Source organism: Bradyrhizobium sp. CCGB20 (assembly GCF_024199855.1).
Lineage (GTDB): Bacteria > Pseudomonadota > Alphaproteobacteria > Rhizobiales > Xanthobacteraceae > Bradyrhizobium.
In genome coordinates this window covers 6,827,948-6,852,487 of sequence record NZ_JANADN010000001.1, presented here as the reverse complement: position 1 = coordinate 6,852,487, position 24,540 = coordinate 6,827,948, and the positions used below count along the sequence as shown (strand labels likewise).

Genomic DNA, 24,540 nt, shown 5'->3' with positions numbered 1-24,540 from the left:
CGGAATGTTTGGTTCACGCAAAGCCCCGCGCTCTGCGCTCAGGCGGCGTCGGCGGCGCTGCGGACAGGAGGGTTTCACCCTCGTGGAGATGCTGGTCGTCATCACCATCATTGGCATGATCATGGCACTCGTCGGTCCGCGGGTGCTGAACTATCTCAGCGAGTCGCGCGTGAAGGCGGCCAGGATCCAGATCCAGAGTTTCAGCAGCGCGCTCGACCTGTTCTATCTGGATGCCGGCCGATTCCCGACGAGTTCGGAGGGGCTTTCCGCGCTCGTGCGCCCGGTGAGCGGCGCGGGGTCCTGGAATGGGCCCTATCTGAAGGGCAGTACCGTTCCCAACGATCCCTGGGGTAACCCTTATGTCTACAAGCAGCCCGCAGACCGTGCGCCCTATGAAATCCGTTCACTCGGCTCGGACGGACAGGAAGGCGGAACCGGGACGTCAGCCGATCTCTCCTCCGGGCAGAGCTGACGCGGAAGCGGGGTTCACGCTGCTCGAAATGGTCTGCGTGCTCGCGATCGTGGCGATGCTCGCGGCCATCCTGCTTCCCCGGTTTCCGACGGAAACGTCGCGGCCGCGGCTCGAGGCGTATGCAATTGAGGTCGCGGCTCTGCTCAAGGCCAATCGCAACGCGGCGCTTTTGCGCTACGGCGCGGTCAGCGCCATGGTCGACGCGCGTGCTCGCATCGTCAGATCGGGATCGAGCGACCGGATCGTCCAGGTTCCGCAGGATGTGGTGTTCGACGCACTGCTGCCCCAGCGCTGCAACGGCAGGCCGGCATTGTCGACCATCAGCTTCTTCGCGAGCGGGATGTCATGCGGCGGCACGATCCGCCTGACCCGGCTCGGGAGCGCGCTGGAAGTGCGCGTGAACTGGTTGACGGGAGGAGTGGAGATTGTCGCGCAACAGATCCTGTAGCCGTCACGGGGAAGCTGGCTTCACCATGATCGAAGCCGTCGTCGCGCTCGCGCTTGTGGCGATCGTGCTTGCTGCGATCGGAACGCTGGTCGCCAGCAATTCGCGCGGCGCCTTGAAACTCGAACAGCATGCCGCATTGGTCGACGCCGCGCGGCTGGTCGCGTCAACGCTGCCGCGCGCCGGTGCGCCGATGCCGGACGATCTTCGCGGGCGAGTCGCCGGCCACCGCTGGCAGATGCGGGTGTCTCAGTTCCTTGGCGACGTCCCGGTGGTTCCGGAGTCACGCTTTATTCCGCAACGTGTCGAACTGCGGGTGCAATCGCCGAGCGGCGCCATTCTGTCGCTCGAAACGATACGCTTGCAGAGCAGGGACGGGAGCTGATGTTCCGGCGATATGCCCAGCTGTGTCGCGCTGAGCAGGGCTTCACACTATTCGAAGCCTTGGTCGCCGTAGCGCTCATGGGACTGATCCTGGGTACGCTTGCCTCGGTCACATCGCAATGGCTGCCCAGCTGGAACCGCGGCATCGTTCGCGCCCAGCGCAACGAGCAAGTCGCGATCGCGCTCGATCGCCTGGCGGCCGACCTTTCGGCGGCCGACTATGTGGCGCGAGGCCGCGACAGCGTGCCGCTGTTTTCAGGCACAGAGCAGGGCATCATCTTTGTACGCTCGGTGCTCGGCCCGAACGGCAATCCGGGACTGGAGATTGTCCGGATCGCCGAGACGAATAGCGACCGCGGTCCGGTCTTGGTGCGCACCCGAGCACCTTTCGTGTTGCTTCCGGACGGCGATCCCCACGCCGATCTCGTCCGATTTGTCGATCCGGTCGTGCTGCTGCGCGCTCCGTTCCGTATCGCCTTTGCCTACGCCGATGTGGACGGCAAGTGGATCAATCAATGGCGCGGCTCCGGTGAATTGCCGGCAGCGGTTCGCTTCGACGTCAGAGATGTCGAACGCGGAACCGTGCTATCGAGCGCGACGAGGATCCATGTCGAGATGCGCGCGCCGCGGCCCGATCCTTCGAGCCAGCCAGAGGCCGCCGGTGTGCAAGCCGGCAATGGACCGACGCAATGAGCAATCCGGCTTCCGCGTCCAAGGCCCTGGATACTTCGAACGATGGTTTCATCGTGGTCGCTGCGCTGTGGCTGCTCGTGGGGCTGGCGGCGCTTGCCTCGGTCGCTTCGCTCTATATCGCGCAATCGGCCGTCGCGCTCTCCGCATTGGATGCCGCTACGCAATGGGAGATGTTGAGCACGGCGGGAGTTGAGCTCACAGCCTATCAACTGTCGGCTCCAGCCACGGTCCGTCGCCCGACACATGGTGCATTTGGCTTCAGGCTGGCGAACTCATCTGTGCGGGTCGAGTACATGTCGGAAGCTGCACGGGTCAATCTCAACATGGCGCCGCGCGCCATGATCGCAGGCTTGTTTACGGCGCTCGGCGTGCCAGCCGAGGCGGCCACTCAGTATACCGATCGGGTGATCGCTTGGCGCAGCGCACCAAGGTCGGATAATCAGGACGGGGAGCAAGGGCTCTATCGCGCGGCCGGGTTGGACTACCTGCCTCGACGGGGACCCTTCAACAGTGTCGATGAGCTGTGGCTCGTGCTTGGTCTGCCGCCGGCGCTGGTCGTGCGGGCAACCCCTTTCGTCACCGTGTATAGCGGAATGGCGGAGATCAACGTGCTCGACGCGGCGCCAGAAGTCATCGCCGCGCTGCCCGGCATGAGCCCGGCCAAGCTCGATGCCTTCCTGAACCGGCGCGAGGAGCTGCCCCCGGATAATCCGGAATTCGTCCTGGGCGCCCTGGGCGGGAAGCAACCGGGCGCGACGATATCGGGAAGCGAGGCGTACCGTGTTCGCATGCGGATCACGCTCCCCGACGGCCGGCAACGAACGCCGGAGGCCGTGATCCTTATCCGAGGGCCCGACGAAAAAGAGGCATTTCGGGTGCTCGCCTGGAAGGACGAGATCGACCCGGACCGGGGAGGACGGCCCAGGCCGATGGAGAGCCAATGAGTATTCCTGGTCAGATCGCAACCGCACTCTCTTTATGGATCGATGCCGTCGCGCACACGATTGGCGCACGCCTCGAGCGGAGGCGCGGAACTCGGCAGATTGCTGCCGTCGAAGACGGCGAGGGTCTTCTCACGCTGAGCCTCGCCTCAAGGGCCGGGAGCAAGGATGATGAACTGCCTTCCTGTCGTATCCAACTCGTGGAAGGCGGCATCGGCGGGCCGATGGCGCCGGAATGGGCGGCGGCGATAAGAGGCGCGATGATCGACTTGTCGCTTCAGCCGTCGCGTTTTGTTTTCCGCCCGCTGGAGCTGCCGGGCAAAGCGATCGAATTCCTCGACGGGATCATTCGCTCGCAGATCGACCGGTTGACCCCCTGGAATGCAGCCGATGCCGTGTTTCACTGGACTACACCAAACGGCATCGCCGACGACCAGATCGCGTTGAACGTCGTTGCGACCTCACGCGCTGCGGTCACCTCCGTCGCGCAACCTTTTCTCGATCTCGGCGCCGCCGGAGTTGAAGTCTCGACCGCCGCGCCCGGGATGGACCGGATCACGATTTATAGCCGGCGCATGGGCGGACAGGCAGGCTCTGGTCGGCTGCGGCCGATGCTGATCGCGGTATTGGCCACGACCGGCGTGCTCGCCATGCTGTCGATTGGCATCGGCGGGTTGATCACGGACTTCTATGACACCCAGACACAGCAAGCCCAGCAACGGATCGCACAGCGGCGTGCGATCGCGAGGGGCAGTCAGGGTGGAGCGGGCGGCTCTCAGTTCGAATTGCTGGTACGCCGCAAACAGACGATGCCGTCGGCCGTCATTGCGCTCGAAGAGCTGGCTGCTCTATTGCCCGACCACACCCATGCGACAGAGCTGCGGATCGAGGGGGACAAGCTGCAGATCAATGGACTGACCAGCGACGCGCCGTCATTGATCGAGATTTTGGAGCGGTCGCCGCATTTTGCGAGCGCCGGCTTCTTCGCGCCGACGACGCGCGCCGCGAATGAACCAGGGGAGCGCTTCCACATCGAGACTAGGATCAAGAAACAATTCGGATCCGGCACATGACGATCATGCAGAAGGTCGAAACCGTTCTCGCCCGTCTTCCGCTCGCAGCGGTGGCGATTTATCTCGGGCTGGTGTTGCTGTTTGCATTCATGACGGTCCAGACCGTGTTCGAGGTGCTGAGCAGCCGCGACGCGGCAGTATCGGCGGCCGAGATCCTGCAAACGCTGGAGGCTCGCCGTCTCACGCCGCCCTCCGCCACCCGTGCGGACGTCAGCGCCCCCGTGGGGTCGCCGTTCCTCGAAGGTCCGACCGTCTCGGTCGCGAGCGCGATGCTGCTGCAGCGTGTGCTCGCGGCGACCAAGCGCGTGAATGGAAACACGCTGTCGTCGCAGGTTGAGTTGCAGGGACCGCTCGCCAAGTCCGGCTTTGTCTCGGCAACTTTCAGTATTGAAATCGCTGCCGCATCCCTTCAGCCGCTGCTCTATGACCTGGAGGCTGGCATGCCCTTTGTTCATCGATGATCTGGTCGTCCAGACGGTCTCGGGCAGCGCCGACAACAGCAAGTTGCGCCTCGTCCTCGGCATCTCGGCGCAGCGACAGAATGCGAAGTGAACGAAGCGAGCTTGAGCGGCGGCGCAATCGGCTCGCGATCGTCGCGCGGGGCGCACTCAAGCGGCTGCGCGACCGGATGCCGGCTTCGTTTCGGGTTTGAACAGCAGCAACAGGAACGAGACGCCGAATGCGTCGCCGAGGCTGAACAATTGCGGTTGGAAGAAGGCCCCGAAAGCCAGGGCAACCAATCCGCCCAAGCGTGCACTGGCAAACCGGCGCTGCTGCCGGTCGTTCCCAGTTGATCCTGCCGCCGCCGCGCCCGCAGCGGCAATGACGCAACCGACGAAGAGGATGATCAATCCGCCCCCGACGATTCCGAATTCCACCAGGGTCTTCAGATAGCCATTGTGGCCGGATTCGAAGGCTGTCGCGCGCTTGAACCCGATGCCGAACGGATGTTCCGTGATCGTCGCCAGGGCGGCCGACCAGTATTCGTCCCTTCCCGTGAATCCTGAAGACAGATCCCGACTGGGATCGTCGAGCGCGAGAATGCTGGTGATCTGCGGCCAAAGAAATACGCACGAGAGCAGCCCGACGATCGCCGCCGCCACCTTCCACGGGCGCAGGGAGTTGAAGGTCAAGTCGTGCACGACAAACGCGGAAATGCAGCCGATCAGGGCGTAGCGCGAACTGACCAGAGCGGCCATAGAGAAGCACATGATCCTGACGAAGATGCCGATTTTCCCCGCGTGAAACTGCGACAGGATGAAGCCTGCGAGCAACGGCGCGGCAAAAAGATTTGGCTGAATTCCCCCGACGTTGCGGCCTTCCGGCAAACCCAGGACGGCCAGCGCGGAGATGCCGAACAGACAAAATATGATGGATGCCACGTTCATGCAGGTTTCGATGTCGTCCGGCGGCACCGTCCACAGGACCGACAGCGACAAAGCCGCCAGCATCAGCAGGAAGGTGTAAAAAATCCCAACAAATGTCGCCGCTTCGTCATCGTGCAATTGCAGGGCAACAGACAGATAGATGATGCCAATGATCGCCACTTGGGCGAGGCTCAGTCGACCCAGGCTGGAGAGCGCCCGGGACGTGTGCGTCAAGGACACCGTCGTCATGAACAGCCCGATTCCGGCAATCTGACCGATCAGTACCAAGCCGCCCAGGGCAAACGACGTCGGAGCGTCCGCGAAGTCCGCGTTCAGGTCGATCATGGGGAAGCTGAGAAGGCCGCACCACGCCCAGAAGGCAACGAGTACGGCGGTCGTCGGAGCGCTGCGAGCGCGGAATATTGCGGCAGCGCTGGCGGTCGATCGACGCTTGCCCGCGCTGGTCGTCGATTGGCCAATGAAAGATCCTGGCAGGTTCAAGGAAATGGTCCTTCTCGCGGGGTGCTTTCGTCAGACTGTCGGTCCCGGCAGCCGGACATGGTCCGGTGGCAATCCCGCCAGATGCCGCTCCATCATGGCGGCAAATGCCTCTTCCAGATGACGCGTGTATTGCTCCGTGTCGTACAAAGCGGTCGTCAGCCGATTGCGAGCGAACTTCGCTCTCAGCGTCGCCAGTCTGGCAGGATCGTTCGCCAGTTCGATCGCCAATTGCTCGTAGGCCGCCGGCGTCGTGGTGATCAGTTCGGGCAGGCGGATCGTGTTCAGCAAGCTCGCACCGACACGAGCCGCGAATGTTTCGCCGAGGCATGTCACGACCGGAAGTCCGCTCCAGAGCGCGTCGCTCGCGGTCGTATGAGCGCCGTACGGAAGTGTATCGAGGAAAAGGTTCGCGCAACGATGCCGCGCGAGATGCTCGGGGTTGGGGAGCCGACGGGCGAAAACCAGACGATGCGACGCGACGCCTCTTGCCTGCGCCTCCCGGCGCAGATTGTCCGCTGCCACTTGATTGTCCTCGAACAGCCACAACACGCTGTTCTTCACCGCAGCGAGGATCCGCATCCAGGATGAGAAAACGTCCGGCGTGATCTTGTAGTTGTCGTTGAAGCAGCAGAAAACGAAAGCGTCGTCCGGAAGCCCGTGCTCGACGCGAGGGGACGTCGTATCCGCAATTGCACGGTTGCGATCGTTTGCCTGATAGCTTTCGGGGAGCCAGACGATTTTCTCCGCGAAGCAATCGAAATCGTGCTCGGGAATGACGTTTCGGTCCGCGATGACGTAGTCGATGAAGCCGGCGCCGATGGTGCCGGGAAAGCCGAGATAGTTGACCTGGATCGGGGCGGGACGCATGGCGAAGATGCCGGTGCGCGAGTCCTGGGTATATCCTTTCAAGTCGACGAGGATGTCGATTTCCAGGGCCCTGACAAGCGCTGCGATCTGGGCATCACCTTGCGGTTTGACGTCGACAAAGCGCTCGAACGCGGCTTCGATCCGCCGGCGCATGTCCGAGCCGTCGTTTGGACCGATCGAGATCGCGGTGACTTCGAAGCGCGCCCTGTCGTGATGCTCGAAGACGCCCGCCATCAGCTGCGAGGTCGCGTGCTGGTGAAAATCCGCCGAGAGATAGCCGATGCGGATACGGTCGTGGTCGTAGCGCTCGCCGCGCCAGACCGGTGCGCTCTGGAGACGAAAGTTGTTCGTAACCCATGACCGCGCGCATTGAAGCTGCTCGGCCGCCGTGGATGGAATCGCGACGAACATGAACGGTGCGACCAGCTTCCCGCTTCGGACCGATGACCTTACGAACGCACAACCAGTCTCGAAGTCGGTCCAATCGCAATGATGCAGCTTGACGCGCAAACAGGCGGCGACCACGGCAGATTGATCAGGATTGAGGTCAAGAGCCCTGTTCCAGGCGCCCAACGCGTCGTCATATTTTTTTTCGAGATAGGCGACCTGGCCCTTCGCCAGCCAGGCGTTCGCCAGACCGGGATTCAGGGCGATGGCGCGGTCGAGAGCCGCCGACGCTTCCTGATGACGGCCGAGGGACAGCAATAAGCTCCCGCGGCCGAGCCACGCATCGGCGAAAGCGGCATCCGCGGCGATGGCGCGGTCGAACGCGACCGCCGCATCCTGCTGACGTCCTGATCGAACGTGAATATTGCCATGCCCTGACCAGGCCGATGCGAGCTGCGGCCCGATGGCGAGCGCACGGTCGTAGGCTGCCGCAGCGTCCTCAAGGCGGCCGAGATCGAGGAGCGCGTTGCCTCGTCCAACCCATGCTTCGGGAAAACTGGGTTGCAGCGTCAATGCATGGTCGGCGGCGGCCAAAGCCTCGTCGCGCCGGCTCAACTGGATCAGAGCGTAGCAGCGGCCGAGCGCCGCTGCCGCCAAATCGGGCCGCAACGCGAGGGCATTGTCGTAGGCCGAGAGCGCGTCGCCGTAGCGGCAGGTCGCGAAGTGGATCGTACCCTTGTCGAGATGAGCCTCGGCGAGCCGCGGATTCAGCTGCAATGCCTGGTCATACGACGCGAGTGCCGGCGCGTATTGCCGCGACTTCGCCAGCGCCGAACCGAGCATGACGTGGGCCGGGAAGTGCCGCGGGTGGTGTTTCAAAAGGCGTGTCAGTTGTTCGACGGCCTCGGAATACCGGCCCAATGCCAGAAGGCCGGCCGCGCTTCCATGCAGAAGTCCGAGGCTCGCCGGCGCGAATTGCATTCCGTGCCGGCACAGCCGGATCAACTCGTCATGCTCGCCTGCTCGATGCAGCACGGCCGCGTAGTTCTCGATGAACTCAACGTTGACCGGCTTCGTCTGCAACGACCGCGTCATCAGCGATTTTGCGCGGTCGATATTTCCCGTCGCCGCCTCGGCGACCCCCAGGAAATGCATGGCGTGAAGATTATTGGGATTGGCGTCGATGATGCGTTGATACAGTTTGGCGGCAGCGGTGATATCCCCTTTGTTATGCAGGGACAGCGCCTGATCCAATATCCGTCGCTCGTCACGCATCATTCACGCCGCACGCTGTTTCGCAGGGGCCGGCGGTCGGGACCTACTCCCGCTCTGCTCGACCCGACCTCACTCCTTACGTTCCGAATTGCACAAGACTGTGACACTGCGGGCGATGATGACAGGTTGCATGACAATCTGCGGACGCTTGTTTCGACCAGTGAACCATGCCGCTCGATGATGCGGTATCAATCCATGTACTATTGGTCTGCATCGAGGCTGTCAGGTCACGACGCCCGTTCCCGGAAAACACCATGCTTGAAACGACTGCCGCGAGCTCGAACGCCCCGGATCGGACGCGGGGCCGTGCGACGTCTCGATACGGGATTGCACGAGCGCGTGTCGTCGGTTGGCTGAAGGCCGTCCGTGGCCAATGGAGGCAGATCGCAAACGTCGGATTGCTGGTCGCCGGGCTGGGCCTCGGTCAAGGGGCGATATTCGTTGTCCAGACAGTCCTCGTGGCCGCAGGGCAGTACGAGCTTCTCGCCGCATTCGGCACGCATTATTCTTTCGCCATTCTGGGTATCATCCTGGTTGATGCCGGCGCGAGCACGACACTCGCCCGGGCTGTCGCTGGCTTACCGGGCGGTCGGAAGGAACGCGGTGAGGTCTGGCGGATATTCTGCGAGACGAGCGCGATAAGGATCGCGGTAGCCGCGATCATCGGTGCCATCGCAGCCGTCTACGTCTGGCACGCCACGTCTGAAGGGTTTTCGCGATGGTACGTCGCCCTTGCGCTGCCCGGATTGTTGCTGTGGGCCGTCAACGGCGTCGGTCTGCTCGACGGTCTGAGACTTAGTGGCATCAGCGGGATCACGGGATCGGCGGCCTACGTCGTCACCGCGGTCGGCCTTGCGCTGGCAGCCCATAAGTCGTCCGCGGCAGCCGGCGCGATCCTCGGCGGCGCCTTTTCCATCGGCTATCTCGTCACGTTGATCGCGCAATGGACGACGCTGGCAGGCAAGGGCTGGTACCCGCAGCTCCACAAGCTGACGCGTGCCGGTTTGATGCGGGCGCTGACGGACGGCTGCGCCCTGTCGTTCCAGATCCTGCCGGGACAGGTCAACATGCGCGTTCAGTTGGTGTTGAGCACGGTCTATCTTGGGGCCGAGACGACCGCGCTGTTCGTATATGCCAAGCAGATCGTCACGGCATCTACCCAGATCGTAGGATTCGTTCTACGGGTGGAGTTCCCAAGCCTCGTCGAGAAACTGGCGGCGGCGGGAAAGCAGAACCTCGGCACCATGCTCGGCGCCCAGAGAATGGCGCTCTATTGCGCGGCGATGTTTGCGGTCGGCGCCACCGTTGTCGCCGGCATCGCTGCGGAGATGCCGGATCTCGCTCTACATCGGGCTGCGATGGTCATCGCGGGCTTCGCGCCGACGATATTCACGATGTCGTTGCTGCTGATGATGATGCAAGCCCTGGCTGCGACTGGAGCCTATGGCCTCGCCGCGTGGGCCCTGGCGATCGGCTCGGCGGCGGGAATGCTGGCCAGCTATATGCTGGTTACTTTACTTGGTGTCTATGCTTTCGTGGCGGGAGAGGTCGTGCTGAACCTGGTTGGGCTTTATGTCGGATATCGCCATCTGAACCGCTAAAGGATAGACCGGAACGAGCGGGCACTCACCCTGTCGTCCGGAGATCACGCGTTTCGCGACATGGGGAAAGTCCACCTACGCCGACCGTATCGCCCAGCCCGGCGTATTGGGAATTCGAGCACCAGTTTGTTAGCCCAGGTCCGCCGGTTTCGGCACCATTGCGATAGGCGCGGTGGGGACGGGCTTGGCTGCGGGCCCCCATGGCAATCGGAACGAGATGGGTCTCAAGAAATTTTCGGCCGCATCCACGATGCGCCTCTTCTTCGCCAGCACCTTCGATTCGATAAGATGCCAGGATAATGCCGCGAACAGCAAGCTGACGGCATAGGCCATGACAAAGCTAAGCAACCAGTTCTTGTTCCCCGGAAAGAGATAGACGAGCAGCTGCTGCACTGGCAGCCCATACAGATACACTCCGTAGGAGTAGTCGCCGGTCCGGTTGACGAACGTCTCCCGGAAGTTGGACAGTCCGACGAAGATCGTGGCGTAGGCGATCGGGATCATCGCCAGATATTGAAACGCTCCTCCCCAGAGCAAGACATAGGAAAGCACCACCGAAACAGCGAACAGGTCGGCTCGCAGCGGGACCTTGTCCTTGAGCTCGAACATGGACACGCCGGTCATGAACGCGAGGACGAGCGTCTCGATCTGCACCCTCCCATCACCTGCGGACCAGTCTGCTGGCGCATGAATTCCCAAGGCCTGCATTCCCAGCAGGCCGACAAACGTCGCCGCGGTGACGAGGGGAACTGTCAGGTGCAGGTGCGCCAGCTGCACGACGAGCACGGTCGCGAGGATCGCGTAGCAGTACATCTCCGCCGGAATGGTCCAGAGCTGCAGATTCACGACCCGCGGCACGGGATTGTTAAGAAAGACACCAGGCAGATAATACTGGATATCGCCGATGATATTGAGAGGATATGCGTGAAACAGAGGGTCGCTGAAATACGCGGCCAGGGAAAAGCTGGTCACGAGCGGACCGAGGACGAGCATTGCGAGGAGCGACTCGACGCAAAGCGCCGGAAAAATACGCAGCGCTCTCAGCAACAGAAAGCCGACCGTCGTCTTTGAGCGATGCAGACTTCCCGCGACGAGAAATCCACTCAGAGCGAAGAAAGCCGGCACCACTGCCCAGATAAGCGGTTGGTAGATCGGCGGTTGCGCCACGTAAAACGCGCCGACACGGACCGTCGAGTCAACCAGCGACTTGAAGGTCTGGACGTCGGCGCCCAGCGTAAACGTTTTGCTATGAATGAAGAGGACGGCCGTGGAGAGAAGTATCCTGAGGTAGTTGAAGCCCGTTGAATGACCCTCGACGAACTCCATCCGGGCGGAGATGCTTTCCCCTCTTGGTAGCGCGGAAGCCATCAGTACAGGCCCTTTCGGCGCGCCTTCATGACATCGAGTATCACCCACTTTGCTCCCTGCCGGCTCACACGCGACGTTATGTTAGATATGTGAGTTTAAAGTCATGTGACACCTCGGGTTCAAGCTTCAATCCGAGGCGAGTGGCCGCGATGCGCGGTTGATATTCGTTCAGCTGCCCATCTCCCGCGGCTGCACAGATCCGTTCATCCTGCGAATGCCCGTCCAGTTTACTTTTGATCAGAGCCAACGCCCCTGACCTGAGGGCGCAGGGGTTCTCTTGAGGGCCGCCACGCTGACGTCTCTGGCCGGCGGCGGCTGCCCGTCGTGACATGCTCGATCGAGCGAACCGGCGTCGCCGATGACGCCGTGCGCGGCGCAGGTTTGGCAGCCCGTTGCGGAAGGGACGCGAATTCGCGTTCGAGCGAACGGATGATCGAGATGCGATCCCATTTCTGTTCGGCGCGTGCGCGCGCGACGGCGCCGAGGCGGCCGCGCAGCGCTTCGTCTTCGGCCAGCGTCGTGATCGCCACCGCAAGGGCGCCGGCGTCGCCCGGAGCGATGACCAGGCCTGCACCTTCCACCTCGGCGGCAATTCCGGTACCGGCCTCGGTCATCGCGATGAGCGGTCGGCCGGATGCGAGCATGCCGGCGAGCTTGGACGGCAGAACCAGGTCGGATATCTCGGCCTTTTGCGGCAAGAGCTGAATGTCGGCGGTGCTGAGCAGTTCCGAGACTCGATCAAGCGGCTGGAGATCGAGGAAGTGCACGTTGTGCAAGCCGGCAGCCATTTGAACCAATGTCGGTTTGACTGGACCGTTTCCGCACAGAACGAATTTCACCGAGGGCTGACTGTCCTTCAAGGCAGTGGCGGCTTCAATGATCAGCTCCAGCCCCTGCTTGTTCGACATGGCTCCCGAGTAGAGCGCCACGATATCGGTCGGCGCCAGCCGCAGTTCCGAGCGGAGCTGTGTTTGATTGCTTCCCGGCACGACGACGCTCGTGTCGATCCAGTTCCGGAACTCGCGTAACCTGGCGGGCACGATGCCCTTGTGCTCGAGGCGGCGTACCATTTGTGTCGAGATGGTCGAAACGCGGTCGAATGAACGCAGGATCCACCGTTCGACCGTACGCATCAGCTTGCGCGTGACGCCGCTGCGGAGCAGGCCGACTTCGAAGGCTGCGTCCACTTCGAGGTCCTGAACATGGACCCAGGAGGATGCGCCGGTCATCCTCGCGGCCAGTGCCGCCATAGGCGCGGAAAGCAGGGATGGCGCCACCACGAAGACGATATCGGGGCGCCACCAGAACGCGCTCGACAGAAGCGGGACGGCTGCCGAAAGCAGGAAGGAGGCGTGGTGAAGCAGCCGCTTGAGACCCGAAGGCCGGCTCGGCACGTAGATCGGCGCCCGGATGACGTCCACATCGTTCAAACGTTGATGACGATACCATCCCGTACGATACCCCGATGGGATGCTCCAGTCGGGGTAATAGGGTGGGGCGGTGACCACGCGAACCTCATGGCCCCAGCTGGCGAGACTCTCGCAGAATTCGGTGTTGTATTTTGCCACGCCAATCAGATCGGGAGCATAATTTATCCCTATCACCAACACCCGCATGACCGTCCTCATTTTTCGGTCGAAGCGAAAAGCTTCGACCGGCCGCGACAAATCCCGGCCCGCCGAGCCGGTTATGGGATCGGTCGTGGCGCCTGCAGGCCGGAGCGTGTCTTGGGGTGAAGCCGAGTCCGGGACGATCCGGGTAGGATCGACCTCAGCGCGCGCCCTCCTGCGTATTGTTATGTCTGATATCATTTCTTGTGTGACGTTATCGTAATAACGGTACGACAAGTAACAGGGGCGGGCGGCGGAGCGATCCCGGGAATTAGGTCGATCGGTGCAACATACGGAGATCGGAAGCCGGGCTCCGCGCGTGCGGCATTCCGAGGTCAGGCCAGGATGCGGATCGCGACGGCAAAGCCGCGAGTGGCAGGTTGTTGAGAGGCAGGACGATCACCGTTGGTTACGGCGCGCCGGCGATCTGGATCACGTGTTTCCAAGCATGCTGCGGCTGGCCACCGGCGACTTCAGGCGTCGATCCGGTCGCCTCGACTGCGCCAGGCGCGAGGTTCTGGGGTCACGAACGGGGAGAGGCTTGCACCCTGCGCACGACATCGATCAACGCCGTTGCCATCCGGTCGACGCTGAACCGATCTGCGAACAGATCGTGTGTTCGTTGGCCCATGGCCGCCCGGCCTTCCGGAGACATGGACAGCCATGCGCGCAGGTTATCGAGTGTCCCGGCCAGCGAATCTTCGGCCACGAGGCCGGCGCCGGCAGCTTGAACCTCGCGCCATATATTGACCTTGTCGGAAATCAGAACGGGCAGGCGACAGCCCAGGGCCTCGGCGACCGAGATGCCGAAATTCTCTTGATGGGAGGGCAGCACGAAGGCCTCGCTGTTGTAGAACGCGCCCCATTTGGCGTCGCCCTGCAACATGCCCGGCCATGTGATGCGATCGGCCATGCCCAAGGCCTGAGCCCGCGCCTTGAGCTCGCCGACCCAGCCGGTCTGGTCCGGGCCCGCCATCAGCAGATGCAGACGAGGCTCCTCGGCCGCCACGCGCGCGAATGCTTCGACCAGCAGATCGCACCCCTTCTTGGCGTGCAGCCGCCCGAGAAACAGCAGCACGCGCTTGCCGCGCAATTCGGGATGGGCGGCTAGGAAGGCTTCTCGCAGCGAGGGCGCGTCCTGCGGCGGCAATCGCGTGCCGTAGGACACCACGACCTCGCGCGCCCGGTATGGCCAAAACGAGCGGCGCGCGAGCAACCGCTCATCCTCGCTCGTGAACAGCACAGCCGCAGCGTCGCGCAGAACCCGGTATTCGGCCCAGGGCCAGTAGAGACACTTCTTCAGGTGCTTGAGCGGATAGTTCCACCTGAACCACGGATCGAGCATGCCGTGCGTGAACACGACGTAGGGCTGTCGCAATTCGCGCATCACCTGCCAGACGGCAAAGCTGTGGTACTGCCAGATACCATTCACAATGACTGCGTCATAGTCACCGGCGTGGGCACGCAGCCACGGCTGGAGCGACGTCGAGAAATGGTAATTGCCGCGCGGCGGTCCGAGTGCATGCACAGGCAACGGAAAGGATTCCAGATGAGGTGCCTTGGGATCGTCCAGACAGGCGACTTCGACCTGGTGTCCCATCTCCAGCAGTCGCAATCCACGCTGGCGCACGCCCTCGATGGGGCCGCCATTGCTGGGATTGGCGGAGGAAATCACATGCAGCAGCTTCACCGGCGTGTCCTCATGCTGCGGCAAAATGTCGATACAGCGTCATCGCCCAATCGCGATGCCGCGTGACGCCGCTGCTCGCACCTGGATTGAGCCATTGATGGATCGGCACCGCAAAGCCGGTCTTGGGCCGGTTCAGCACGCCGTCCGGCAGTTCGGGCGCGACGCGCCTGACGATGGTGCGCTTTTCGCTGTTGGCGTCGAAATCCGGAAGCTCCACGAAGTCTTGCAGCAGCTGCAGATCGACCAGGGGCACGCGGATCTCGAGCGAATGCGCCATGCCCGCCCAGTCGGCATCGCGCAGCAATTGGTTGCGCATGTACCACTGCATCTCGAGAGCGGATATCGCCAGCCGGTCGCTCTCCAGGCCGTCAGTGCTGGCATCGAGGCGGTTCATGGTCGCGAGCTCGTCCAGGCCGTCTCTGGCCATCGCCGGGTCCATCAGCTGCGCGAGCTCCCACGGCATGTGGAGCGCTCGCCGCAACAGATACGCCCCCGACAGGCTGTGGCCGTATTCGGCAAGTCCCGCATATTTGGGCGACGGTAGTGCGGAGGCGAAAGGCTGGGCCAGATGCCGCAGCAACAGCCCGGCTCGTTCGCCGACCGGTGCGCGCCGCATCAGCCTGACCAGGCGCGGGACTTGCCGGAAGCTCGGGTAGGAACCGAACAGCTCGTCGCCGCCGAGACCCGAGATCGCGACCTTCAAGCCTTGCGCGGCGGCAGCCTTGGAGACGAACCAGACGTTGATGCCGTCAATCGAGGGCTGATCCATCGCGTCGATCAGGTGCTGCCGGTCGCGCTCGAAGTCGCCGGCCGAAATCCGATGCAGCGCATGTTTTGCATGGAGCAGGGTCGCGACGTCGTCGGCCAGTCCGGCCTCGTCATTGGGGCCGTCGGCATATTCGTTGAAGCCGAGGGTCAGCGTGCGCAACTCGCCGGCGCTCGCCGCACAGGCCGCGAGCATGGTTGAATCCAACCCCGCGGAGAGGAAGACGCCGACAGGCACGTCGGCGACCATGTGCGCGGTGACGCTGTCCTTGACTGCTGCGGCGATTTGATCGAGCGCGTCGTCGGTTCGGGCGCCGGCGGCCGTGGGCAGGCGACCCAACGCATCGACGATGCTTGCGAAGCGAACCGGGCTCCCGGCGCGCCCGGCACTGAACCGCTGCCAATGTCCGGCCGGCAGCGCGCGGATGCCGCGATACAGGGTGTATGGCTCGGGTACCGACCCCCACAGCAGGAAGCCGGCGTGGCCCGCCGGTTCTGGCCTCCGGTCCACCGGGGCGTGCAGTAATGGCTTGACCTGGGACGCGAAGCGAACGGTGGCGCCATCGTCCGCGACGTACAAGGGCTTGATGCCGAACGGGTCCCGGGCCAGCAGCAACTCGCACCGCCGCGCGTCCCAGAGTGCGAAAGCATACATGCCGCGAAGGTCGTAGAACATCTCTTCGCCGCGCTGGGCGTAGAGCTTGAGCAACACTTCGGTGTCCGATTGCGTGCGCGTCGCAACGCCGTCGCGGTTCAACCGGGCGCGCAACTGCTGGTGATTGTAGATCTCTCCGTTGAAGCAGATCCAGTTGCCGGTCTCGGGGTCCAGCATGGGCTGCGCGCCGCCTTCGCTCAGGTCGATGATGGCCAGGCGACGATGTCCGAAACCGACACGCCCGTCATCGGCCAGCCACAGGCCGGCGGCATCCGGACCACGCGCGACCATCGCGTCACGCACGCGCAGCAGCTCGACCTTGTCGATGGGGGGCGCCTCGGCACGGTATGCGAAGGCACCGGCAATTCCACACATGGCTCAGCTTTCAGTCGTCGAGGGACATGACGCGCCACCAATGTCCAGACCGTGAAACCAGCGGCCGGGTTATCTACTCAATGTTATTATCTTCTGCAATGTATCGCAGGGTATTGATTGCTGCGTCACTGATATCGTCAAACTGTAATGTTTGCTTGATAGATGTCGCCCGAATTATAGCAAAACGCTAACAGGGCTGCATGTTCTCCGCTCCGGATCGCGCCACGCCAGCGCATGCGCGCTTGCATCTCGGGAAGAGCGGCTGGAGTGTCGCCATCGCTGGCAACCGATCGTCCCAATGCTCTGTCCCGTGAGTTCCGTCGGATATGTACAAGTCTCGCCGGCGCCAACTCTCTGACCGGATTTCACTCGAGATATCGGACCGAACTGCAGCCACTGTCGGCTCGCCCTTGCCGTCTCCGGAGGGCGCATCGGCCGTGAATGCAGACGAGCCGGCCACGGTCGCCGCCCTCTGGCTCAGATCTGTCGTCGTCTTCGGGCTGTTGTTTGGCGCGGTCTGGCTAGCGCTGTACACCGCCTACGTCATGCTGCCCTTCATCAGGCCGGGCTCGGTCGTCATTGCCTACGCTAAATTTGATACGCTCGTGAAGGGCCAGATGTTCGGTCCGCAAGACCGAAATCGCGTGATGATCTTCGGCAACAGCAAGCTTCTCTCCGCGTTGCGGCCACCTGATCTCGATGCCGCGGTCGGATCCGGTTTCCGATCGTACAATCTGGGCCTGCCCGGCGAGGTTCACTTTCTGCCTATTCTGGAAGCTGCGTTGGAAGCCGGCAACATCCCGACGCACGTGCTGTTGACGATCCCTTGGGACGGCAGAAGCGAATCCGACGCGCTTGCTGACATCCTGCGCAACGATAGCGCGTTGGCTAGCACGATGTTTCCTTTTCGCAATCTGCCCCGCGAAGCAGCGCTGTTCGCTTTTCAAAATCTGAATCGACTGTCGGATGCGCGCCGCGATGTGGAGACCCAGCGCGCAGCGATGCTCCACGACCGCGGCTGGTATTTCATCAAGTCGCAGAGCCATTACCAGGGCGATCGTCTTCCCGACAACTACGCCCTGCCGACCGATCATCCCACGCGTATCGAGCCACGGATGATAGCCGAAAAGTCTCAGTCCCGTGACCGCCTCGAACGGCTGGCGAGACAGCACGGCTTCCAGGTCCTCATTGTTCCGGGCTTCTTCCGCGCCGGCGAGGCTGCTCCGCCGCCGGCCGCTGACAATGCCAGGTCGGCGACGATCTCGGATCGGCCCCTCATTCGGATGCTGGGGCCGGACTATTTCATCTATCCCCCGGCGCTTTTTGCCGATCCGCAGCACATGAATCCAGCCGGGGCGCGCGCCTACTCGGCCGATCTCGCCAAATTGTTGAAGGCCAGTGGGGCGTTCGACTGATGCTCTTCAACTCGTTCGAGTTTCTCGCCTTCTTCATAACGTTCCTGGTGGTGTTCTTCTCGTTGCCGGGGCGAACCCAGCCGCTGGTGCTGCTCATCGCCAGCTATGTATTCTACATGAGCTGGCGCCCTTCTTTCGGGCTCTTGCTCGGATTGACGACGGTCGTGGATTACACGACTGCACTCATGATGGCGCGGGCCCGGACCGAGGGTGGACGCAAGGCCGGGCTGATCATCGCGCTGTCGATCAATCTGGGCGTACTCGGAACGGTCAAATACCTGGACTTCCTGATTTCGAACGTGCTCGGCGTGGTCGGGCTGTTTGGCTATGTGGTGCCGGATTATGCCCTTGGCTTGGTGCTTCCATTGGGCATTTCGTTCTACACGTTTCAGTCGGTCGGCTATACGCTCGACGTGTACAATCGCCGGGTCGCCGCGGAGCGCGACTTCATCACCTACGCTCAGTATGTGAGCTTCTTTCCGCAACTGATCGCCGGTCCGATCGAGCGTGCGGCACATATGTTGCCGCAGTTTCGGATCACGCATCGGCTTTCCTACCAGAACGTCACGGCCGGCCTGTTGCTCGTCGGCTACGGCCTCTTCAAGAAGATGTGCATCGCCGACGTGGTGGCGCCGGTGGTGAACGGCGTCTATGCCAATCCGGCGCAGTATTCCGGCAGTTATCAACTGCTGGCGGCGGTGCTTTTCGCGCTCCAGATCTATTGCGATTTTTCGGGGTACTCGGACATTGCGCGTGGCGTGGCGCGCATCATGGGTTTCGACCTCATGATCAATTTCGGGCAACCATATTTCGCCACCAGCCTGAACGAGTTCTGGCGCCGCTGGCATATCTCCTTGTCTACCTGGTTCCGCGATTATCTGTTCATTCCGCTTGGAGGAAGCCGTGGCGGCGAAGGCTCGACCGCGCGCAATCTCATCATCGTGTTCGCCGTCAGTGGTATTTGGCACGGTGCAGCGTGGAACTTCGTCGCCTGGGGCGCGCTGCATGGGGTCTGCCTGGTCGTCGAGCGGGCCTTTGTCAGACACGCGAAACCGGAAGCGTGGCTCGGTGAGACGGCTCATCGGCTGCTCGGTTGGGTATGGATGATAGCCGTCGTACTCGTCGGATGGGTCTTCTTCCGCTCAACGAGCGTCGCCAACGCAATCGTCAGCTTACGGAGCCTGAGCGACTTCGGTCCCATCTCCTATTTCACCCTGAAGATGCTCGATCTGGCGAGCGGGGAACTGGTGATGCTCACCGTCTCGCTCGCGCTGCTGCTTGTGATCGACTTCCATCTGTCGTTTCGGCCGCGGCGATTTCGTGAACTGTGGGAGGTGCGCTGGCTGCCAACGGCTGCCGGCGTCGCGCTGGCTTACTACATCGTGTTGTTCGGCATTTTTGGACATGCCGAATTCATCTACTTCCAGTTCTGACCGCGGCCGACGCACGGCCGCGAGCGTTGGGCACAAGTATCCTGACCTGAAGCGAAAAGGGGCGGTCGCAATCGCCCCAAATTCACGGCCCAAGTGGCCTACGCGTCCGACAACAGCTTTGCGTGCTCGCCTTTCACCACCAAGTATCTGCCAAGGCAAATGGCGTCGAGTCCAGTGCGAAGGAAGCAGCTCATGGCCTGTTCGGGCGTGTCGACGATCGGTTCGTTCTCATTGAAGCTGGTATTGAGCACGATCGGTATTCCGGACAGCTGGCCGAAGCAGTCGATCAATTCGTAGTAGAGCCGATTGGTGTCCCGTGCGATGCTTTGCAGCCGCCCGGTGCCATCGACATGGGTGATGGCTGGAAGTTTTTCCCGCCATTCCGGACGAAGCTTGACGACATGCATCATGAACGGACTGAATACATCCTGTTCAAAATAGGTCGATACTGCCGGCTGCAGGATGGTCGGAGCAAAGGGGCGGAAGCCCTCCCTTCGCTTGATCTTGGCGTTGATCACGTCCTTCATGTTCGCGCGGGTCGGATCAGCAAGAATGGAACGGTTGCCGAGGGCGCGCGGGCCCCATTCGGATCGCCCCTGATACCAGCCAACCACCAGTCCGGCGTGCAACAGGGAAGCCACCGCCTTCGCGACGTTGCCTGGCGCCAGTTCCCGCATGGGGTTCTGGGCCGATTCTGCGGCGCGCCGCATCGCCTCATCCGAGTGGGCCGGGCCCCAATAGGCATGGGTCATATGGAATCGTTCTCGTCCGCCGGCGACATTGTGCCATGTCCACATGCCGGCACCGATACACAGGCCGTCGTCCGATGAAGCCGGCTGCATATATGCCTGCTGGAAAGGCGTGTCGCGCAGTAGGCGCGCGTTCATGACCCCGTTGAGCGCGCAGCCGCCGGCATAGACGACCTGCTTGCTCGGGACCTGATCGTGGAGCTTGTTGAAGCAATGCACCGCCACTTCCTCGAAGCGAACCTGACAGGAGCGGGCGATGTCCTTGTCCCGTTGCGTCAGCTCCTGACCGCGCTGGCGCGGTGAGCCGAATTTCTCGATCCATTTGTCGGTGAACAAGCGCAGCATTTCCACGTGGTTTCGCTCGTCCATCTTTCCGCTTTCGCCGCCGCGGTGCATACCAAAGAAGCCCTCGGCCAGCCTGAACCAGCTATCGGGCCGCGTTTGGACGAGCTCCCGCATCACGTCCGCAAAGCTATCGACGCCGTATGGCGCGAGCCCCATGACCTTGTATTCTTCTCCATATTCGGCGAAGCCGATGAATTGACAGCATGCCGTGTAGAAGAAGCCCAGGCTGTTCGGCAGATTGACGCGGTCGACCACGTCTATCCGTGTGCCCTCGCAACGCGCCGCCATCGCACTGGTGAAATCTCCGCTGCCGTCGTAGGAGAAGCCGGCGGTCAGGCCGTCGAACGGCGAGCAGTAATAGGAGCTCGCGATGTGGGACAGATGATGTTCCACGTTGACGACTTTGGCTTTGACCGTGTCCGGAGCCTGCCCAGAGGCCTCGGCGACCTGCTCACTGATGCTCAGCTCGCCTTGCGCGCGCCGGATATGCTCAAGCGCCGCTTTGCCGCCCGTAAGGGGATGACGCAATACATAGGAGACCTGGGCCGCGCGGTTCTGAGACGGATCGCGCGCGACCGAGATGAAGTCCAGATCCTTCGACGATATGCCGCCCATCGCAAGAACCGACTGGATCGCCTGCTGCGGGAAGGACGGGTCATGCTTGATGCGTTTGCCGAAGCGCTCCTCAGCCGAAGCTGCGACCACTTTGCCATCGATGATGAGCGCGGCGGAGGCATCGGGGTGGTTGAGGTTGAGGCCGAGAATTGCGGTCATCGGTACGGTCTTTCAGTTTGTGAAGCGGCTGCCGGAGACGGATTCCGTTCGGCCACAGAGGGATGGCAGCTGGCGCGGAAGTTAACTAACAACGGAACTTATCATTACCGTGACTGATCGAGATGGAGCGTGAAGCGGGGACGAGCGGTTCGCTGCGCTATTTCTGGATGCGCCGTTCTTCGACGTTCTTTCGACCGAGCCACCACGCGACGCCGCGATCGATCGTCAGACCGACGCGTGACGGCCCCATGGTGTTTCCCTCGACGATCACGTCGCGGACGCCGGGGGAGGTGGCTGCAAAACCTTTTATTGCGATGTGAGCGTCTTGATCGAGGCGATTGCCGCGAACGATCACCGCCTGCACCATTGGCGGCCGCCCAGGAGCCTTTTCGGTCTGGTTCGCCTGGACGAGAATTGAAGCCTCATTGGAGAAGATGCTCCGCTCCGGTCCTGCCCGGTAGACGTTGCCCTCGAGTATGTGATTGCCGAGAATCTGAAGCCGCCAGCCGGGCTGGAAACTAGCGTAGGACAGTCCGAACACGGCAAAGCCGCTGGTCCTGTTGGATCGATTGCCGGCGATAACATGGCCTAACGCCGTTCCGTACGTCTGCGCGGCGACGCCCGTGTCTTCGAAGTCGTTATCGATAATCAGGTAGTTTTGTTGCGCCTGGGTAATCGTGATCTCCGACTCCCGGTCCAGCGCCACCTCGAGCGGTCGATCGAGCACCACGGACGAGGCGGACGGTTTTTTCTCGAATGCTTTGACCCTGGCGTATTGACCGGCCCCGCGCCCGTTGACCACCATGACGGCCGCGCCGGTCCAGTCCGTGCCGGACGGATACGGATTGGCGGCATCCGGCAACGACAACCGATCCGGACCTGAGTTCTCGGCGTGACCGAAATAATATCCGCCCGGTCCGTCCGACGTCATGGCTTCCCGATCCCAGCCATAAATGGCCTTGAACGTGTTGCCGCCGACGAAGATGTTCTCGGATGCGCTGACCCATTTCGACAGCGTCGATATTCCTCCTCCGGTCCCCTGGAGGTCGGCCGCGGTTACGGTATTGCCTTCGAAGACGACCTGACGCGATCCCACGATCGAATAGGAGCCATAGCGGCCGTTGGTCAGGATATTGCGGGCCACGATCACGTTGGTTGCCTTGAAGAGGCGAAGCGAATGCCCGGATCCGAGAATGTCGCAATCGGACACCTCGATTCTGTTTCCGCTCAATCGAATGGTGTCGGGGGATCCATCGGGATAGATCCGATGGAAGTCATTCACTCGCTGAACGGTGGCTTCGGCCTCCATGAGGCCTCGAAAGGCCGAACCACGGATGCGGACGTGTCGGATGGCGATATCGGCAGCGTCAGGAACCGCAGCGTCGCCGAACTGAAAGCCGCCGGATATGATGTGCGGGTGGTTCGATGCGTAGATTGTCAGGTCTTCGACCGAAAACTGCGACCTTCCCTGTATCAGTGCAATTGGAAGTGTTGCCAGATCCGGCCAGACCAGATTGACCAGATCGATGCGCTCCCCCTGCAATTTGACGCGAGGCGGAATGACGATCATGTCCGAGATCAGATAGCGCCCGCGCGGGAAGTACACGGTTCCGCCACCGGCCTGGCTCGCCGCTTCGATGGCCGCCTTGACAGCGCGCGTGCAATCAAACCTGCCGTCGCCGTTTGCGCCATATGCCCGCACGTCGAAGGATTGCACGGCGTTCGGTGCGGGGGAGCGCACGACGATGCTGCCCAGGTCGACCCATTCGCTGTCGCCACCGTCTCCATTGTGGAGCCGAAGCTTGTAGCGGCCGGGCGAAACCTGATCAGGGATGCGAAACGAACCGCGCCACAGGTCGCCTTTGGTCAGAATGGCCTTTGTCGGCGCACTCCCGACCTCGGGCAGCAGCAACAATTGCGCACGGCTTGCCTGACGAACGATGTTGCGACCGAACACCTGGAGCCAGCCCGCGGGCGAGACCTCGTCGCCGAGGTTTCCCTGCGTCCAGTAGATTGTCGGCAGGTTGATGCGGCCGCTGAGGGTGCCGTGAGCATGGGTCAGCTTGAAGCGGTAGATGCCGGGCGTGAACTGCTCCGGGATCGTGAATTTGAGGGAGAGGGGATTGGCCTGCAGGATCGGAACGGATGTTTCCTGTCCGGTCTCGCGGGCCGGTCCTTCGCCAATCCGTGCAACGGTCACGGAGGTAATCTTGTCGAGCTCGGCGCCGGTGACGAGTACCGTTTCGTCCGGGCCGACGGGATCGTTGAACCAGAACATGGCGGACTGTGCGGTTGCCTCCGCCATCCAAAGGAGCTGAAACAGGGCAACGATCACCGCGCGATTACGCGTCATGTCCCTTGCCCATCAAGACCATTTCGGCGTTCGGGTGCATGTCGATCAGAGGTCGATGACGAGACCGGTCAGGCGTCGGAGTTCCGCGCGCATTTCAGCCGGATCTTTAAGATGAGCGATGGCGGCTTCCAGCTCTTGCACTTTTGCGCCGACAAGGAAGCGATACCAAAGACCCTGTAGGCCGTGATAAACAAGGCCTTCCTTGCCGTCGAGAAATCCGAGCTGGAAAATCAGACGAAACAGGAAATAGGCCGGTGCGCTGATTTGATAAGGCATACGGTTGTACAGCCGTTCCTTGATCCAGCGCTTGATGGCTGCCTGGCGCGAGCCTTCTTCCGTTATCAGATCGACGTCGCGCCCGAACAGACGATGGCGCTCGTTGATCACGTCGATCGCCTCGCGCGTGGCATATTTGTTGTGCTTGTCGGTGAAGAACGTCAGATCGTTGAGATTGTGATCGGCGAACCCGCCGTCGAATGTAACGGTCTGGCCGCCCCACAGGATCATGTGTTCATCCATCCAGCGGTCTTCGATGCGGCCGTGGCCGCGGCGCCAGATCCGCAAGAGCAGGAGCGGGTAGCGACCACCGTGGCGGATCCAGCGGCCAAGGAAGATGTGCTTGCGCTTGAGGTTTATCCCGACGATCTCATTGCCGAGGCGTGGCAGTTCATCGCGAATTCTGGCGCCGAGATCGGCTTCGATAACCTCGTCGGCATCGAGACGCATGATCCAGGAGGCGGTGATGGGGGCATTCTCGAGCGCCCACTGGAACTGCTTCGCGTAGTTGACGAACCGGTTCTGCAACACGGTCGCACCCTTGGCGCGCGCCAACTCGACCGTTCGATCGCTCGAGAAGCTGTCGACAACAAAGACCTCGGTTGCAATCGTGGCAACCGAGGCGAGAGCCCGCAAGATGTGGCGCTCTTCGTTGTGCGTCAGGATGATGACGGCAAGGCCCATGACCTACTCGCTGCCCGGATGTCGCGGGATTTGGCAGACGGG

At 62.2% G+C, this 24,540-nt stretch carries 19 protein-coding genes; 10 read left to right on the top strand and 9 right to left on the bottom strand.

The annotated features are described in order from the left end of the window. Nucleotides 1-4 precede the first annotated feature (4 nt). Genes gspG through gspM form a run of 7 tightly spaced genes read left to right on the top strand, consistent with a single transcriptional unit; the run spans nucleotide 5 to nucleotide 4,469 of the window. Nucleotides 5-472: a type II secretion system major pseudopilin GspG gene (gspG, locus tag NLM15_RS32105; protein ID WP_254121769.1), complete on the top strand. Its 468-nt coding sequence runs from the start codon at nucleotides 5-7 to the stop codon at nucleotides 470-472. Further along, on the top strand, nucleotides 393-920 hold the full coding sequence (locus NLM15_RS32100; protein ID WP_375166891.1) for a Tfp pilus assembly protein FimT/FimU: 528 nt from the start codon (nucleotides 393-395) through the stop codon (nucleotides 918-920). The genes gspG and NLM15_RS32100 overlap by 80 nt, the downstream gene beginning before the upstream one ends. Beyond that, on the top strand, nucleotides 898-1,302 hold the full coding sequence (locus NLM15_RS32095) for a prepilin-type N-terminal cleavage/methylation domain-containing protein (RefSeq protein WP_256565521.1): 405 nt from the start codon (nucleotides 898-900) through the stop codon (nucleotides 1,300-1,302). Before NLM15_RS32100 ends, NLM15_RS32095 begins: the two co-directional genes overlap by 23 nt. Next, nucleotides 1,302-1,994, top strand: a complete 693-nt coding sequence (locus NLM15_RS32090; RefSeq protein WP_254121766.1) for a type II secretion system protein J — start codon at nucleotides 1,302-1,304, stop codon at nucleotides 1,992-1,994. The genes NLM15_RS32095 and NLM15_RS32090 overlap by 1 nt, the downstream gene beginning before the upstream one ends. Next, nucleotides 1,991-2,938 carry a general secretion pathway protein GspK gene (locus NLM15_RS32085; RefSeq protein ID WP_254121765.1) on the top strand — a complete coding sequence of 316 codons (948 nt, stop codon included), beginning with the start codon at nucleotides 1,991-1,993 and terminating at the stop codon, nucleotides 2,936-2,938. The genes NLM15_RS32090 and NLM15_RS32085 overlap by 4 nt, the downstream gene beginning before the upstream one ends. Further along, on the top strand, nucleotides 2,935-4,008 hold the full coding sequence (locus tag NLM15_RS32080) for a PilN domain-containing protein (RefSeq protein WP_254121764.1): 1,074 nt from the start codon (nucleotides 2,935-2,937) through the stop codon (nucleotides 4,006-4,008). The genes NLM15_RS32085 and NLM15_RS32080 overlap by 4 nt, the downstream gene beginning before the upstream one ends. Continuing rightward, a complete protein-coding gene (gspM, locus tag NLM15_RS32075; RefSeq protein WP_254121763.1) occupies nucleotides 4,005-4,469 on the top strand; it encodes a type II secretion system protein GspM in 465 nt (154 codons plus the stop codon). Before NLM15_RS32080 ends, gspM begins: the two co-directional genes overlap by 4 nt. Nucleotides 4,470-4,616: 147 nt before the next feature. Here gspM and NLM15_RS32070 read toward each other — a convergent pair whose 3' ends face one another. Together NLM15_RS32070 and NLM15_RS32065 are read right to left on the bottom strand one after the other, a co-directional pair. Next, nucleotides 4,617-5,720 carry an O-antigen ligase gene (locus NLM15_RS32070; protein WP_254121762.1) on the bottom strand — a complete coding sequence of 368 codons (1,104 nt, stop codon included), beginning with the start codon at nucleotides 5,718-5,720 and terminating at the stop codon, nucleotides 4,617-4,619. 186 nt (nucleotides 5,721-5,906) lie between these two features. Next, nucleotides 5,907-8,408 (bottom strand): tetratricopeptide repeat protein, encoded by a 2,502-nt coding sequence (locus NLM15_RS32065; protein ID WP_254121761.1) that lies wholly within the window; start codon nucleotides 8,406-8,408, stop codon nucleotides 5,907-5,909. A 251-nt stretch (nucleotides 8,409-8,659) separates the two neighbouring features. Here NLM15_RS32065 and NLM15_RS32060 point away from each other — a divergent pair, with 251 nt between their 5' ends. Beyond that, on the top strand, nucleotides 8,660-10,006 hold the full coding sequence (locus tag NLM15_RS32060) for a hypothetical protein (protein WP_254121760.1): 1,347 nt from the start codon (nucleotides 8,660-8,662) through the stop codon (nucleotides 10,004-10,006). Nucleotides 10,007-10,135: 129 nt separating this feature from the next. On the opposite strand, the gene NLM15_RS32055 is transcribed toward NLM15_RS32060, so the two are convergent. From NLM15_RS32055 to asnB, 4 genes are all read right to left on the bottom strand, one after another. After that, nucleotides 10,136-11,332, bottom strand: coding sequence for an acyltransferase (locus NLM15_RS32055; protein ID WP_254121759.1), 1,197 nt, complete (start codon nucleotides 11,330-11,332; stop codon nucleotides 10,136-10,138). A gap of 269 nt (nucleotides 11,333-11,601) precedes the next feature. Beyond that, the gene (locus NLM15_RS32050; RefSeq protein WP_254121758.1) at nucleotides 11,602-12,990 is read right to left on the bottom strand and encodes a glycosyltransferase WbuB; all 1,389 of its coding nucleotides are present in this window, start codon (nucleotides 12,988-12,990) and stop codon (nucleotides 11,602-11,604) included. A 517-nt stretch (nucleotides 12,991-13,507) separates the two neighbouring features. Beyond that, nucleotides 13,508-14,674, bottom strand: coding sequence for a glycosyltransferase (locus tag NLM15_RS32045; protein WP_254121757.1), 1,167 nt, complete (start codon nucleotides 14,672-14,674; stop codon nucleotides 13,508-13,510). A 10-nt stretch (nucleotides 14,675-14,684) separates the two neighbouring features. Then, a complete protein-coding gene (asnB, locus tag NLM15_RS32040) occupies nucleotides 14,685-16,469 on the bottom strand; it encodes an asparagine synthase (glutamine-hydrolyzing) (protein WP_254121756.1) in 1,785 nt (594 codons plus the stop codon). A 437-nt stretch (nucleotides 16,470-16,906) separates the two neighbouring features. Between asnB and NLM15_RS32035 the strand changes: the two genes are divergently transcribed. Both NLM15_RS32035 and NLM15_RS32030 read left to right on the top strand, forming a co-directional pair. Beyond that, entirely contained in the window at nucleotides 16,907-17,884 is a 978-nt protein-coding gene (locus NLM15_RS32035) for a hypothetical protein (RefSeq protein WP_254121755.1), read from the top strand. Next, complete coding sequence (locus NLM15_RS32030; protein ID WP_254121754.1) at nucleotides 17,884-19,317, top strand: MBOAT family protein; 1,434 nt, start codon at nucleotides 17,884-17,886, stop codon at nucleotides 19,315-19,317. The genes NLM15_RS32035 and NLM15_RS32030 overlap by 1 nt, the downstream gene beginning before the upstream one ends. Before the next feature lie 98 nt (nucleotides 19,318-19,415). Here the strand turns inward: NLM15_RS32030 and NLM15_RS32025 are convergent, their stop codons facing one another. From NLM15_RS32025 to NLM15_RS32015, 3 genes are all read right to left on the bottom strand, one after another. Next, entirely contained in the window at nucleotides 19,416-21,185 is a 1,770-nt protein-coding gene (locus NLM15_RS32025) for a carbamoyltransferase C-terminal domain-containing protein (protein WP_254121753.1), read from the bottom strand. A 157-nt stretch (nucleotides 21,186-21,342) separates the two neighbouring features. Further along, on the bottom strand, nucleotides 21,343-23,538 hold the full coding sequence (locus NLM15_RS32020) for a glycoside hydrolase family 55 protein (protein ID WP_254121752.1): 2,196 nt from the start codon (nucleotides 23,536-23,538) through the stop codon (nucleotides 21,343-21,345). 45 nt (nucleotides 23,539-23,583) lie between these two features. After that, the gene (locus tag NLM15_RS32015) at nucleotides 23,584-24,498 is read right to left on the bottom strand and encodes a glycosyltransferase family 2 protein (RefSeq protein ID WP_254121751.1); all 915 of its coding nucleotides are present in this window, start codon (nucleotides 24,496-24,498) and stop codon (nucleotides 23,584-23,586) included. Nucleotides 24,499-24,540: the final 42 nt, after the last annotated feature.

Coding starts and splice junctions, on each gene's coding strand:
- gspG (WP_254121769.1), top strand. CDS start 5: ATGTTTGGTTCACGCAAAGCCCCGCGCTCTGCGCTCAGGCGGCGTCGG.
- NLM15_RS32100 (WP_375166891.1), top strand. CDS start 393: ATGAAATCCGTTCACTCGGCTCGGACGGACAGGAAGGCGGAACCGGGA.
- NLM15_RS32090 (WP_254121766.1), top strand. CDS start 1,302: ATGTTCCGGCGATATGCCCAGCTGTGTCGCGCTGAGCAGGGCTTCACA.
- NLM15_RS32085 (WP_254121765.1), top strand. CDS start 1,991: ATGAGCAATCCGGCTTCCGCGTCCAAGGCCCTGGATACTTCGAACGAT.
- NLM15_RS32080 (WP_254121764.1), top strand. CDS start 2,935: ATGAGTATTCCTGGTCAGATCGCAACCGCACTCTCTTTATGGATCGAT.
- gspM (WP_254121763.1), top strand. CDS start 4,005: ATGACGATCATGCAGAAGGTCGAAACCGTTCTCGCCCGTCTTCCGCTC.
- NLM15_RS32070 (WP_254121762.1), bottom strand. CDS start 5,720: ATGATCGACCTGAACGCGGACTTCGCGGACGCTCCGACGTCGTTTGCC.
- NLM15_RS32065 (WP_254121761.1), bottom strand. CDS start 8,408: ATGATGCGTGACGAGCGACGGATATTGGATCAGGCGCTGTCCCTGCAT.
- NLM15_RS32060 (WP_254121760.1), top strand. CDS start 8,660: ATGCTTGAAACGACTGCCGCGAGCTCGAACGCCCCGGATCGGACGCGG.
- NLM15_RS32055 (WP_254121759.1), bottom strand. CDS start 11,332: ATGGAGTTCGTCGAGGGTCATTCAACGGGCTTCAACTACCTCAGGATA.
- NLM15_RS32050 (WP_254121758.1), bottom strand. CDS start 12,990: ATGCGGGTGTTGGTGATAGGGATAAATTATGCTCCCGATCTGATTGGC.
- asnB (WP_254121756.1), bottom strand. CDS start 16,469: ATGTGTGGAATTGCCGGTGCCTTCGCATACCGTGCCGAGGCGCCCCCC.
- NLM15_RS32030 (WP_254121754.1), top strand. CDS start 17,884: ATGCTCTTCAACTCGTTCGAGTTTCTCGCCTTCTTCATAACGTTCCTG.
- NLM15_RS32025 (WP_254121753.1), bottom strand. CDS start 21,185: ATGACCGCAATTCTCGGCCTCAACCTCAACCACCCCGATGCCTCCGCC.
- NLM15_RS32020 (WP_254121752.1), bottom strand. CDS start 23,538: ATGACGCGTAATCGCGCGGTGATCGTTGCCCTGTTTCAGCTCCTTTGG.
- NLM15_RS32015 (WP_254121751.1), bottom strand. CDS start 24,498: ATGGGCCTTGCCGTCATCATCCTGACGCACAACGAAGAGCGCCACATC.